9 protein-coding genes are annotated in these 14,136 nt (G+C 35.8%); 7 read left to right on the top strand and 2 right to left on the bottom strand.

What is annotated here, in order from left to right:
- Positions 1-206: 206 nt before the first annotated feature.
- Entirely contained in the window at positions 207-2,906 is a 2,700-nt protein-coding gene (acnA, locus tag FGL66_RS05630) for an aconitate hydratase AcnA (protein WP_180808908.1), read from the top strand.
- Positions 2,907-3,095: 189 nt separating this feature from the next.
- Positions 3,096-3,557 carry a 1,4-dihydroxy-2-naphthoyl-CoA hydrolase MenI gene (gene menI / locus FGL66_RS05625; RefSeq protein ID WP_180808907.1) on the top strand — a complete coding sequence of 154 codons (462 nt, stop codon included), beginning with the start codon at positions 3,096-3,098 and terminating at the stop codon, positions 3,555-3,557.
- A gap of 32 nt (positions 3,558-3,589) precedes the next feature.
- Here menI and FGL66_RS05620 read toward each other — a convergent pair whose 3' ends face one another.
- Both FGL66_RS05620 and plsY read right to left on the bottom strand, forming a co-directional pair.
- On the bottom strand, positions 3,590-3,895 hold the full coding sequence (locus tag FGL66_RS05620; RefSeq protein WP_180808906.1) for a HesB/YadR/YfhF family protein: 306 nt from the start codon (positions 3,893-3,895) through the stop codon (positions 3,590-3,592).
- A gap of 76 nt (positions 3,896-3,971) precedes the next feature.
- Positions 3,972-4,553 carry a glycerol-3-phosphate 1-O-acyltransferase PlsY gene (gene plsY / locus FGL66_RS05615; protein WP_180808905.1) on the bottom strand — a complete coding sequence of 194 codons (582 nt, stop codon included), beginning with the start codon at positions 4,551-4,553 and terminating at the stop codon, positions 3,972-3,974.
- Positions 4,554-4,845: 292 nt separating this feature from the next.
- Between plsY and parE the strand changes: the two genes are divergently transcribed.
- The 5 genes from parE (at position 4,846) to ptsG (ending at position 14,032) form a co-directional block, all read left to right on the top strand.
- Positions 4,846-6,843: a DNA topoisomerase IV subunit B gene (parE, locus tag FGL66_RS05610; RefSeq protein ID WP_180808904.1), complete on the top strand. Its 1,998-nt coding sequence runs from the start codon at positions 4,846-4,848 to the stop codon at positions 6,841-6,843.
- A complete protein-coding gene (gene parC, locus FGL66_RS05605; RefSeq protein WP_180808903.1) occupies positions 6,843-9,263 on the top strand; it encodes a DNA topoisomerase IV subunit A in 2,421 nt (806 codons plus the stop codon). The genes parE and parC overlap by 1 nt, the downstream gene beginning before the upstream one ends.
- A 94-nt stretch (positions 9,264-9,357) precedes the next feature.
- Complete coding sequence (gene alsT, locus FGL66_RS05600) at positions 9,358-10,827, top strand: glutamine transporter AlsT (RefSeq protein ID WP_180808902.1); 1,470 nt, start codon at positions 9,358-9,360, stop codon at positions 10,825-10,827.
- A gap of 200 nt (positions 10,828-11,027) precedes the next feature.
- A complete protein-coding gene (glcT, locus tag FGL66_RS05595) occupies positions 11,028-11,876 on the top strand; it encodes a glucose PTS transporter transcription antiterminator GlcT (RefSeq protein WP_180808901.1) in 849 nt (282 codons plus the stop codon).
- A gap of 122 nt (positions 11,877-11,998) precedes the next feature.
- Positions 11,999-14,032, top strand: coding sequence for a glucose-specific PTS transporter subunit IIBC (ptsG, locus tag FGL66_RS05590; RefSeq protein ID WP_180808900.1), 2,034 nt, complete (start codon positions 11,999-12,001; stop codon positions 14,030-14,032).
- Positions 14,033-14,136 lie beyond the last annotated feature (104 nt).

Below are 14,136 nucleotides of genomic sequence, written 5' to 3'. Positions count from 1 at the left end.
TTTTTAATAGACATTTATTGAAAATCATTCTCAATTAATAACGTATACTTATAACTAAAAGATATATAGATAATTAAAAGTTATAATATCTAATTAAAAAGACAAAACTCTAAACGAGCGAAATCAGTGTCTATCTAGTTGTTTTCATTAGAAGTTAATAATACAATTAAATAAACGGCATATAAAAATTCAAGGGGGATATTTAGATGACTGCAAATTTAAAAGAACAAGCAAAAAAGTCATTTCAAGTGAATGGAAAAGATGTCACATACTATGATTTAAAATCATTAGAAAATAATGGTTTAACTGAAATTAGTCGCTTACCATATTCTATACGTGTATTATTAGAGTCTGTATTGCGTCAAGAAGACGGCTTTGTTATTACAGAAGATCATATTAAATCCTTAGCGACATTCGGTAAAGAAAATACTAAAGGTGAAGTCCCTTTCAAGCCTTCACGTGTTATCTTACAAGACTTTACAGGTGTACCAGCAGTTGTGGATTTAGCATCCTTACGTAAGGCAATGAATGATGTGGGTGGAGATTTATCAAAAATTAATCCAGAAGTACCTGTAGACTTAGTTATTGACCATTCAGTACAAGTAGATAGCTATGCAAATCCTGAAGCGGTAGAACGCAATATGAAGTTGGAGTTCGAACGTAACTATGAGCGTTATCAGTTTTTAAACTGGGCAACAAAAGCGTTCCAAAACTATAATGCAGTACCACCAGCAACAGGTATCGTACACCAAGTTAACTTAGAATATCTTGCTAATGTTGTACATGTACGTGAAGACAATGGAGAACAAGTTGCATTTCCTGATACATTAGTGGGTACGGATTCACATACGACAATGATTAACGGTCTAGGCGTATTAGGATGGGGTGTCGGCGGTATCGAAGCAGAGGCTGGTATGCTTGGTCAACCATCATACTTCCCAATCCCAGAGGTTATTGGTGTGCGTTTAACAAATGAATTACCACAAGGTGCAACGGCTACTGATTTAGCACTACGTGTTACAGAACTATTGCGTCAAAAAGGTGTTGTTGGTAAATTTGTTGAATTCTTTGGACCGGGTGTTGATAAATTACCATTAGCGGATCGTGCAACAATTGCAAATATGGCACCAGAATACGGTGCAACTTGTGGTTTCTTCCCGGTTGACGATGAAACATTGAAGTATTTACGTTTAACAGGTCGCTCAGATGAGCATATTGATACAGTTGAACAATATTTAAAAGTGAATCACTTATTCTACGATGTAAGTGAAGAACCGAATTACACGGATATTGTAGACTTAGATTTATCGACTGTTGAAGCGTCGTTGTCAGGTCCAAAACGTCCACAAGATCTTATTTTCTTGAGTGATATGAAAGATGCTTTCCAAAAATCAGTAACAGCACCAGCCGGCAACCAAGGTCATGGTTTTGATTCAACTGAGTTTGATAAAAAAGCGACAATTACATTTAAAGATGGTCGCACAACAGAAATGACAACAGGTGATATTGCGATTGCAGCAATTACGTCTTGTACAAATACATCAAACCCTTATGTTATGCTAGGGGCAGGATTGTTAGCCAAAAAAGCGGTTGAAAAAGGTCTAAAAGTTCCAGAATACGTTAAAACATCGTTGGCACCGGGGTCAAAAGTTGTAACAGGTTATTTACGTGATGCAGGATTACAAGAATATTTAGATCAACTTGGTTTCAACTTAGTAGGTTATGGTTGTACAACATGTATCGGTAACTCTGGTCCATTGTTAGAAGAAATAGAAACAGCTGTTGCAAAAGAAGATTTACTTGTGACATCTGTATTGTCAGGTAACCGTAATTTTGAAGGGCGTATTCATCCATTAGTAAAAGCGAATTATCTCGCATCACCACCACTTGTTGTAGCATATGCTTTAGCGGGAACTGTGAATATTGATTTACAAAACGAGGCACTAGGTCAAGATAAAGAGGGCAATGACGTATTTCTTAAAGATATTTGGCCATCTATTCAAGAAGTGTCAGATACAGTAGATAGTGTTGTAACACCGGAACTCTTTAAAGAAGAATATAAAAATGTATATGAAAACAATGAACTATGGAATCAAATTGATACAACAAATCAACCTTTGTATGATTTTGATTCAAGTTCAACATACATTCAAAACCCAACATTCTTCCAAGGTTTATCTAAAGAACCGGGTACAATTCAACCGTTAACATCTTTACGTGTTATGGGTAAATTCGGAGATTCTGTAACAACAGATCATATTTCCCCAGCAGGTGCAATCGGTAAAGATACACCAGCAGGTAAATATTTGTTAGATAATGGCGTCTCTCCGCGTGATTTTAACTCATACGGTTCACGTCGTGGTAATCATGAAGTGATGGTAAGAGGTACATTTGCCAATATTCGTATTAAAAACCAATTAGCACCGGGTACAGAGGGAGGCTTTACAACGTATTGGCCAACAAATGAAGTGATGCCAATCTTTGATGCTGCTATGAAATATAAAGAAGACGGTACAGGTCTTGTCGTCTTAGCGGGTAATGATTATGGTATGGGATCTTCTCGTGACTGGGCAGCAAAAGGTACAAACTTATTAGGTGTTAAAACAGTTATCGCACAAAGTTATGAACGTATTCATCGCTCTAACTTAGTGATGATGGGTGTGTTACCATTACAATTTAAAGATGGTGAGTCTGCTGATACACTTGGATTAGATGGTAAGGAAACAATTGCAGTAGATATTGATGAAAGTGTGCAACCGGGACAATTGGTCAAAGTTACAGCAACAAAAGAAGATGGTACAGAAGTGACATTTGAAGCGATTGCGCGTTTTGATTCAAATGTAGAGATTGATTACTATCGTCACGGTGGTATCTTACAGCTTGTTTTACGTAAAAAATTAGCATAGTTGATTCATAATGAAATGAGTGTGATAAGGTTATCTTTATTACGCTCATTTTGTATGATATAGGACAAAATATATTCTTAAGCACTACTTAGATAACAAAGGTTTAAGCTAAAGTCTTTATTTATGTGTCAAAGTCACTTTATGTTAAAATATATTGTACATTAAGATTCGGGAAAGAGGTCAACATGTATGTTATATGCATTAACAGAAATAGAAGTGCGTTATCAAGAAACAGATCAGATGGGTGTTGTGTATCATGGTAATTATGCAACATGGTTTGAAGTAGCACGCACTGACTACATTCGTAAACTAGGTTTGGATTATATGGAAATGGAGCAACAGGGTGTAGTGTCGCCAGTAACAGAGTTGAATATCCAATATAAAAAAAGTGTAGGTTATCCTGAAAAGGTAACCATTAAAACGTGGGTATCTCGATTTTCGCGCTTACGTTCACGTTATGAATATGAAATTTATAATACACAAGGTACGTTGGTTACAACTGGTTATACTGATAATGTATTGATTACAAAAGATAGCGGCAAACCAGTGCGCTTAGATAAAGCATTTCCAAATTGGTATGATGTATATCGCCATATTGATGAATGCAATAAATCTGGAGAAACACGCGAAGTCAAAGAACCCAATCATTAAGCATATTGCTTTTTGATTGGGTTCTAAAAATTTTATGATGTTTTGATTTCTGCACGATAAAGAATATCATCTCCATCGATATCGATCGTTAATTGATGGTCTTCAAAATACCAAATATCTTTTTCTGCAATAACAATATGTAAATCATCAACTGTTGTTTCAAAACCAATATCATTAATATCTTCAAGGAAATCAACGTTAAAAGCAGGGCTGAATCCCTGTTTTAATTGGAATTCACCACCATAGCGTACAAAGAAGCGAAGGATTTTTCCGGTTTCAGGTAGTGAGAGTTCTTGTTTAAACCACTGTACTGCTTCAGGTGTTAACTCTAAGCTCATATTCAGTGAACCTCCTTAATTTTAAAGTGTGTACTTTACATTGTAGAGTGTTTTTGCTCAAAATCAACTGACTTGTTTACATCCATTTGATTTTAGGTTCTGTACCTTTGATAATGCGTTTAATATTGCTTAAGTGTCTGTAAATCAGTAAGGCTGCTACAACAAAGCTAACAAGTACTAGAATAAAATCATGTAATATGAATGCGCCTATAAAACAGCATATCGCTGCAATAATACTAGACAATGAAACATATTTTGTTAAGTAAAGTATAACAAAGAAAATAATGATTAAGATGAGGAACAGAATGGGATTAACGCCAAGTAGAACACCTGCACTGGTCGCAACGGCTTTACCACCACGAAACTTCAAATAAACAGGATAGACATGACCGATGATCGCAAAAATACCGATAATTAATCCATGAATGTCAACATTGAACCATATTGGAAAGAACACAACAATGAATCCCTTGAAAATATCAAAAAACGTTACTGCAAAACCAGCAGGCTTACCAAGTACACGAAAACTATTCGTTGCGCCCGTATTACCACTTCCGTAATTTCTAATGTCTTTTTTAAAAAATAATTTACCAATTAAATAACCACTCGGAATCGCACCGATTAAATAGCTAGCAATAAATAATAGGCATAGTGCCATAGGTTTTCACATCCTTTTAGTACCTGCTCCTATTTTAACATAAATTTACTGTGCGTCATGTGTTTTCTATATGAGATGTCAAAAATAGAGAGAGAAGTGCGTGTTTTTCTTATTTGAATAAAAATGTATCAACTCAAATAAGTTAACGCTTACAACAGTATTATAACAGAACACATAAAAGGCGTGTAATACGGTATACTTTTAATTGTTGCTTGCATTTTTAATGAATTTATATAAGAATAGCTATTGTATAGTCGAAAGAACGAACGTATGTTTGTAGGAGGGGAATTGTGTGTCAGCGAAGAAAATAAACAATTATTCGGATGATGCGATTCAAGTATTAGAAGGATTAGAAGCAGTACGAAAAAGACCAGGTATGTATATTGGATCTACTGATAAACGTGGGTTGCATCATCTGGTATATGAAGTTGTCGATAATTCAGTTGATGAAATTTTAAATGGCTATGGTGATGAAATTAAAGTTACTATTAATACTGATGAAAGTATTACGATTGCAGATAATGGACGAGGTATGCCAACTGGAATGCATAAATTAGGAAAGCCCACAGTTGAAGTGATTTTTACAGTGCTACATGCGGGTGGTAAATTTGGACAGGGTGGCTATAAAACATCAGGCGGTTTACATGGTGTAGGTGCATCTGTTGTGAATGCACTTAGTGAATGGTTAACAGTGGAAATTCATCGTGACGGTGTAATTTTTGAACAGCAGTTCGCTCATGGTGGCATACCACAAACACAGCTTGTGAAAAAAGGGAAGACAAAGAAAACTGGAACGACGGTTACATTTAAGCCAGATCCGGAAATCTTCAAAAACACAACATCTTTTAATTTTGATACATTAAGTGAACGTTTACAAGAGTCTGCTTTTCTATTACAAGGCTTAAAAATTACAATGGAAGATAAGCGTTCAGGCAAAGCGCGTCAAGAAACGTATCATTATGAAGAGGGGATAAAAGCTTTTGTAAGCTATGTTAATGAAGGAAAAGAAGTGTTACACGATGTTGCACTTTTTCAAGGAATTGCTAACGACATCGAAGTAGACGTTGCTTTTCAATATAATGATCAATACTCAGAAGGTATTTTAAGCTTTGTTAACAATGTTCGTACAAAAGATGGAGGTACGCATGAAGTTGGTTTTAAAACAGCAATGACACGTATTTTCAATGAATATTCCAGACGTATTGGTGAATTAAAACCTAAAGACAAAAACATTGAAGGTAATGATATTCGTGAAGGTTTAACTGCGATTATCTCTGTACGCATTCCAGAACACCTTTTACAGTTTGAAGGGCAAACCAAATCAAAATTAGGAACACCTGAGGCGAGAAGTGCAGTTGATGCAATTGTTGCTGAAAAACTTCCTTTTTACTTAGAAGAAAAAGGACAGCTTTCAAAAACATTAGTGAAAAAGGCGATTAAAGCACAGCAAGCACGTGAAGCGGCACGTAAGGCACGTGAAGATGCACGCTCAGGTAAAAAAAATCGTCGAAAAGAAACTTTGTTATCTGGTAAGTTAACACCAGCACAAAGTAAAAATACAAAGAAAAATGAGCTGTATTTAGTAGAGGGGGACTCTGCAGGTGGTTCAGCTAAGCTAGGTCGAGATCGTAAATTTCAAGCCATTTTACCTTTACGTGGTAAGGTTATCAACACAGAAAAAGCTAAATTAGAAGATATTTTTAAAAATGAAGAAATCAATACAATTATTCATACAATTGGTGCAGGTGTAGGCAGTGATTTTAACTTAGAAGATAGCAATTATAATCGTATTATCATTATGACAGATGCAGATACAGATGGTGCACACATCCAAGTATTACTATTAACCTTCTTTTTCAAATATATGAGACCACTCGTTCGTGAGGGTCATGTTTATATTGCTTTGCCACCACTTTATAAGTTAGAAAAAGGGAAAGGCAAAAGCAAAAAAGTAGCTTATGCGTGGACTGATGAAGAGTTAGAAAAATTACAAAAAGAGCTTGGAAAAGGCTTTATGTTACAACGTTATAAAGGTCTCGGTGAAATGAATCCCGAGCAATTATGGGAAACAACAATGAACCCGGAAACACGAACGCTTATTCAAGTTCAAATTGATGATGAGGTACGCTCATCTAAACGTGTATCGACGTTAATGGGTGATAAAGTTGCACCTCGACGTGACTGGATTGAACGCCATGTACAATTTGGCATGCAAGAAGATCAAAGTATTTTAGAAAATGATGAAGTTCAAATACTAGCTCAAGATGAAATAGATAGGGAGGATGCGTAATGGCTGAAGTAATTCAAAGTTTACCTCTAGAAGACGTTATTGGAGATCGATTTGGACGTTATAGTAAATATATTATTCAAGAACGTGCATTGCCAGATGTTCGAGACGGATTAAAACCAGTTCAAAGACGCATTCTGTATTCAATGTTTTCAAGTGGTAACACATATGATAAAAACTTCCGTAAAAGTGCTAAAACGGTTGGGGATGTGATCGGTCATCTTCATCCACATGGTGATACGTCTGTCTATGATGCTATGGTGCGTCTAAGTCAAGATTGGAAATTACGTCATGTATTAGTAGAAATGCATGGGAACAACGGAAGCATTGACAATGATCCACCTGCTGCAATGCGTTATACTGAGGCGAAGTTAAGTCAATTGTCAGAACAGTTATTACGAGATTTAAATAAAGAAACGGTTGACTTTGTACCTAACTATGATGATACACAAATGGAACCTATGGTGTTGCCGGCACGTTTTCCTAATCTATTGGTCAATGGTTCTACTGGTATCTCAGCGGGTTATGCAACAGATATTCCTCCCCATAACCTAGCAGAGGTCATTACTGCAACTTTAAAACTGATTGATCGTCCAGATATGACAGTTAAGCAATTGATGAAGTATGTCAAAGGTCCTGATTTTCCGACAGGTGGTATTGTTCAAGGAATCGATGGTATCCAAAAGGCATATGAGACAGGTAAAGGTAAAGTGATGGTTCGTGCTAAGAGTGATGTAGAAACATTGCGCAACGGTCGTCAGCAAATTGTTGTGACAGAAATCCCATATGAAGTGAATAAAGGCGCACTTGTCAAAAAAATTGATGAGTTACGTGCTGATAAAAAAGTAGAAGGTATTGTTGAAGTTCGTGATGAAACAGATCGCAGTGGTTTACGTATCACAATCGAATTAAAAAAAGATATAAATGCGACATCAATTCTTAACTATCTGTACAAAAACACGGATTTACAAGTAGCGTATAACTTTAATATGGTTGCTATTAGTGAAGGTAGACCTAAGTTAATGGGACTTAAAGCGATTATTGATAGCTACTTAAATCATCAAATTGACGTTGTATCACGTCGAACACGCTATGATTTAAAGCATGCTGAATCACGTATGCATATTGTGGAAGGTTTGATGAAGGCTTTATCTGTTTTGGATGAGGTTATTGCATTGATACGTGAATCTAAAAATAAACGAGATGCTAAAGAAAATTTAGTCGATACATTTGGATTTACAGAAGAACAGGCAGAAGCGATTGTAATGTTGCAACTCTATCGTTTAACTAATACAGATATTGTCGCTTTACAAGAAGAACATGATGCATTAGCTCAAAAAATCCAAACACTTCAACATATTTTAGAAGATCATGATGCATTATTAGAAGTCATTAAAGATGAATTGACAGAGATTAAAAAGCAGTTTAAGGCGCCACGTTTGTCCATCATTGAAGCACAAATCGAAGAAATCAAAATCGATAAAGAAGTGATTGTACCGAGTGAGGTTGTGATGATGAGTCTGACGCGAGAAGGCTATATTAAACGTACGTCACTTCGTAGTTTTAATGCTTCTGGAAAAGACGAAATGGGTTTAAAAGAAAAAGATAATGTTTTGAAACTATTAGAAGTGAATACACAAGATACGGCATTATTATTTACGAATAAAGGACGCTATCTATCTGTTCCAGTGCATAAATTGCCAGACATTAAATGGAAAGAATTAGGACAGCATATGTCTCAAATTGTGCCGATTGATGAAGATGAAATAGTTATAGACTTTTATGCAGTATCTCAATTTAATGATGAACAAGAAGTGGTCATTACAGCAACACGTTATGGCATGGTTAAGATGAGTACGTTATCAAGCTATAAAACAGCACGACATATGAAACCGCTTGTTGCGATGAAAGTAAAAGAACAAGATGAGGTCATTGCAGCAATTCAAATGAATACAGCAGATATAGAGAAATATATTACGCTGTTAACGCATAAAGGTATGTCATTGACCTATCCATTAACTGAATTGCCAATAACAGGTTTGAGAACGAGTGGTGTTAAGGCGATTAACCTTAAAGATGAAGATTATGTTGTGATGCTTGATTTAATAGGCAAAGATGATAGCATCTTGATAGCAACACAGCGAGGGGCTTTAAAACGTATCCATTTTGATGTTTTACAAGTTGCCAAAAGAGCGCAACGAGGTATTACATTATTAAAAGAATTAAAAAGACAACCGCATCGTATTATTGCAGCACGTATATGCCGTCCAGAAGATACAAATTATCAATTGATATCGGATCAAGACACATATCATGGGCAAATTAACAAAATTCATTTGTCTGAGCAATATACAAATGGTACTTTTGTCGTTGATACGGCTACATTTGGTAATATTCAAGGTTTATTTTTATATCGACAATAAAAAAATTGATAGTCACTTCTAACTATTGATGATAAACTGTTACTAGTTGTGTTTATTTTGACATTTGAAAATCTAATAGTAAAGAGTGATTAATTTGAGAGATTTTGATAGTTTAATTCCTGATTGGTTTAAGACATTTATTCAAGTAGGTAATGATTTAATATGGTCACAATACTTGATTGGTTTACTTTTAACAGCAGGTGTTTTCTTCACGATTAGTTCAAAGTTTGTCCAAATTAGATGGTTACCGGAAATGTTCAGAGCTTTAACAGAAAAGCCAGAAACATTAGACTCGGGTAAGAAAGGGATTTCCCCATTTCAAGCTTTTGCGATTAGTGCAGGCTCTCGCGTAGGAACAGGAAATATCGCAGGTGTGGCTACGGCGATTGTTCTTGGTGGTCCGGGTGCCGTGTTTTGGATGTGGGTTATCGCAATTGTGGGTGCAGCCAGTGCTTTTATCGAGTCAACACTTGCACAAGTATATAAAGTGCCAGACGAAGCAGGTGGGTTCCGTGGTGGACCAGCATATTATATTACGAAGGGACTTAATCAACGTTGGTTAGGTGTTGTATTTGCAGTATTAATTACGATTACTTTTGCTTTTGTGTTTAATACTGTGCAGTCTAATACAATTGCTGAATCTTTACAGACACAGTATAGTATCAGCCCAGTAGTAACAGGAATAGTATTAGCGGTGATTACAGCGATTGTTATTTTTGGTGGTGTGCGCAGTATTGCAAAGTTATCATCAGTTATTGTACCGTTTATGGCAATTATTTATGTTGCTATGGTATTCGTTATTTTATTAATTAACTATGATCAAATTATCCCAATGATTTCAACAATTATTAAGAGTGCATTTGGTATTGATCAAGCAGCAGGTGGCGCTGTTGGATTCGCAGTATTACAAGGAATCAAGCGAGGTCTCTTCTCGAATGAGGCAGGTATGGGTTCTGCACCTAATGCTGCAGCAACAGCAGCTGTATCACATCCTGTAAAGCAAGGACTTATCCAAGCATTAGGCGTATTTTTTGATACGATTTTAGTATGTACAGCAACAGCAATTATGATTTTACTGTATACAGGCTTAGAGTTCGGTGAAGATGCAAAGCAAGGTGTTGCAGTAACACAATCTGCACTAAACGAGCATTTAGGTAGTGCGGGTGGTATTTTCTTAACAATTGCGATTACGTTGTTCGCGTTTTCATCATTAGTAGGTAACTATTATTATGGTCAGTCGAATATGGAGTTTTTATCGAGAAATAAGGTCGTATTATTTATTTTTCGTTGTTTAGTTGTTATTCTTGTTTTCTTTGGTGCAGTTGTCAAAACAGAGACAGTATGGAGTACAGCAGATGTCTTCATGGGTCTTATGGCAATTGTAAACATTATAGCAATTATTGCGTTATCTAATGTTGCTTTTGCAGTTATGAGAGATTATCAGCGTCAACGTAAAGCAGGCAAACGTCCAATTTTTAGACCGGAAGAATTGGAAATCAATTTGTTCGGTATTGAATGTTGGGGACAAGATTTGAAAAAAACAAAACCATACGATAAGTTCTAATGAGTAAATATAAGCTGGATGTTGAGTCATTAAAAACTCAATATCCAGTTTTTTAGGTTAAGCAAGATAAAGATTTACTATTTTGGAGGGGTTTCTTTTTTTTGGACTCCTGTTATAAAATGAGTATTATGTGGTAAAGCCTTTTCAATATGTATCGGAATATATATAATTTGACATGAATAGTAAGAGAGGAAGATAGCATGGAGACATATAAGATAACAAAGGTCCTCAATAACAATGTGTTAATCTGTATACATCGTCAAAGTGAAGTTGTCATAATTGGTAAAGGATTGGGCTTCAACAAAAAACCGGGTATGTTCATCAAAGATCCAGATACAATTGAAAAAGTATTTAAACTTCAAAATAAATCAGAGCAAAATCATTATATTATGTTGCTTGATCAGATAGATGAGGAAGTATTGCGTGTTGTTATAGAGTCTGTTCACTTCATTTTAGAGCATTTTAATATGAGTAAAAATGAATCTTTTATTGTATCACTAACAGATCATCTTATTTTTGCATTAAAGCGTGTAAAAAACAAACAGCTCATCACAAATCCATTTTTAAGTGAAACAAAATATAGTTATCCCGAAGCATATCAAATTGCTAAACGTGTTGTTACAAGATTAAACTTACAACTTAATGTTGACTTTCCTGAAGATGAAGTAGGTTTTATTGCGCTACACATTGCTTCACAACTTGAAAATGTTACAGTAGAAAATACAAAACAAGCGGCACAGTTGATTAATAATGCGGTTCGATTAATAGAACACGACCGAGAAATCTCTGTTTCTGTTACATCGCTTCAATATCAGAGATTCATAAGACATATGCATTTTTTATTAGAAAGATTAAAAAAAGGGGAACGCACAACGATCGAATTAAATTTCGAAAAGTTATTGAAAGCGCAATATCCACTATGTTACAATATAGCTGTTAAAATAATAAAAATGATTCAATCGCATATGGATGTTGAGGTATACGAAGCAGAGGTTGCATATTTAACAATGCATATTCAACAACTTGTTATAGCATCTCAGCAGTCATAAATCATACTAACGTGTTACTAAGTGAGATTAGGCATGAGTAAATAGAGTTGTGAAATATATTTTCACAATTCTCTTACTCATGCTTTTTGTGTTTGAGTCTAATTGAATTGGAGGTTTAAGTAGTGAGGAAAAAACTTTTTGGTCAATTGCAACGAATTGGTAAAGCATTAATGTTACCTGTTGCAATCTTGCCAGCTGCCGGTTTGTTGTTAGCAATCGGTACAGCTATGCAAGGAGAAACATTACAAGAGTATTTACCATTCTTACAAAATGGTGGTGTACAAAACATCGCAGAAATGATGGAAAGTGCCGGCGGTGTGATATTCGATAACTTACCTATCATCTTCGCGATGGGGGTTGCTATCGGCCTAGCAGGAGGCGACGGTGTAGCTGCAATTGCTGCACTTGTAGGTTATCTTGTTATTAACAAAACGATGGGTGCCTTTTTACATGTGACGCCAGAACAACTTGGAGACCCAGCAAATGGCTATGCAAGTGTTATGGGGATTCCAACACTTCAGACAGGTGTGTTTGGTGGTATTATTATAGGGGTACTTGCCGCTTGGTGTTATAATAAGTTTTACAATATTAACTTACCATCGTATTTAGGGTTTTTTGCAGGTAAGCGTTTTGTACCGATTATGATGGCAACAACATCATTTCTTTTGGCATTTCCAATGGCATGGATTTGGCCTACGATTCAAAGTGGTTTGAATGCATTCAGTGAAGGATTACTTGATACAAATACAGGGTTAGCAGTGTTTTTATTTGGTTTTATTAAGCGTTTATTAATTCCATTTGGTTTACACCATATTTTCCATGCGCCATTCTGGTTTGAGTTTGGTTCATTTACGAATGCAGCGGGTGAAATTATTCGTGGTGACCAACGTATCTTTATTGAACAAATTCGTGAAGGAAGTCAGTTAACAGCTGGGAAATTTATGCAAGGTGAGTTCCCTGTTATGATGTTTGGTTTACCGGCTGCAGCACTAGCGATTTATCATTCTGCTAAGCCAGAAAATAAAAAAGTAGTTGCCGGTTTAATGGGTTCAGCAGCATTAACATCATTTTTAACAGGTATTACTGAGCCATTAGAATTTGCATTTTTATTCGTAGCACCATTATTGTTCTTTATTCATGCGGTGCTTGATGGTTTAGCATTCTTAACATTATACTTGTTAGATGTGCATCTTGGTTATACATTCTCAGGTGGTTTTATTGACTTTGTATTATTAGGTATTTTACCGAATCAAACGCAGTGGTGGCTCGTTATTCCAGTTGGACTTGTTTATGCAGTCATCTACTATTTCTTATTCCGCTTCTTAATTAAAAAAATGAATTATAAAACACCGGGACGTGAGGATGAGCAAGCATCAGTCCAAACAACAGCAGCTGGAGAATTACCATATGCAGTGCTAGAAGCAATGGGTGGAAAAGAGAATATTAAGCATTTAGATGCATGTATTACACGTTTGCGTGTTGAAGTGAATGATAAAGCACAAGTAGACGTAGCACGTTTGAAAAACCTTGGAGCGTCAGGTGTTTTAGAAGTAGGCAATAATATGCAAGCTATCTTCGGTCCGAAGTCTGATCAAATCAAACATGAAATGCAACAGATTATGAATGGGCAAGTTGTTGAATCTCAAGTTAAATTAGATGATGAAGACACTGCAACTGTTGCGACAACAGAAGAAGAAAAAACAAGTCGCCAACAAGTTGTTTCAGCACCAATTCAAGGTGAAGTTATTCAATTGAGCCATGTACCAGACCAAGTGTTTAGTGAAAAAATGATGGGTGATGGTATTGCCATTCGCCCTACGGAAGGCAAAGTTTATGCACCATTTAATGGTCGTGTACAAATGGTTTTCCCAACGAAACATGCGATAGGCCTTACATCTGAAAATGGTTTAGAATTATTAATCCATGTGGGCTTAGATACTGTAAAATTAGAAGGTCAATGCTTTGATGTTCATGTAGAAGAAGGTCAAAATATACAAAAAGGCGACTTACTGATGACTTTTGATTTGGAATATATTAAAACACATGCTAAAAGTGAGATAACACCTATCATTGTGACACAATCTGATGTGACGAACTTAGATTTTACAACACAATCTAATATTTCAGCAGGTGAACAACTTTTTGAAACAAAATAAGCGTGAGCTAGCGAGGTAATGTGGGGAACCACTTACCTCGCTTTTTATTCTTAACGACGCCTATGATATATCAAAAGGATGTTTCTATATTTTGAAATTATAAA

The sequence above is a fragment of the Staphylococcus sp. 17KM0847 genome, from assembly GCF_013463155.1.
Taxonomy (GTDB): domain Bacteria; phylum Bacillota; class Bacilli; order Staphylococcales; family Staphylococcaceae; genus Staphylococcus.
This window is presented reverse-complemented; position numbering and strand designations above follow the sequence as displayed.

Excerpts from the sequence above, each read along its gene's own strand:
- acnA (WP_180808908.1), top strand. The coding sequence starts at position 207 with ATGACTGCAAATTTAAAAGAACAAGCAAAAAAGTCATTTCAAGTGAAT.
- menI (WP_180808907.1), top strand. The coding sequence starts at position 3,096 with ATGTTATATGCATTAACAGAAATAGAAGTGCGTTATCAAGAAACAGAT.
- FGL66_RS05620 (WP_180808906.1), bottom strand. The coding sequence starts at position 3,895 with ATGAGCTTAGAGTTAACACCTGAAGCAGTACAGTGGTTTAAACAAGAA.
- plsY (WP_180808905.1), bottom strand. The coding sequence starts at position 4,553 with ATGGCACTATGCCTATTATTTATTGCTAGCTATTTAATCGGTGCGATT.
- parC (WP_180808903.1), top strand. The coding sequence starts at position 6,843 with ATGGCTGAAGTAATTCAAAGTTTACCTCTAGAAGACGTTATTGGAGAT.
- glcT (WP_180808901.1), top strand. The coding sequence starts at position 11,028 with ATGGAGACATATAAGATAACAAAGGTCCTCAATAACAATGTGTTAATC.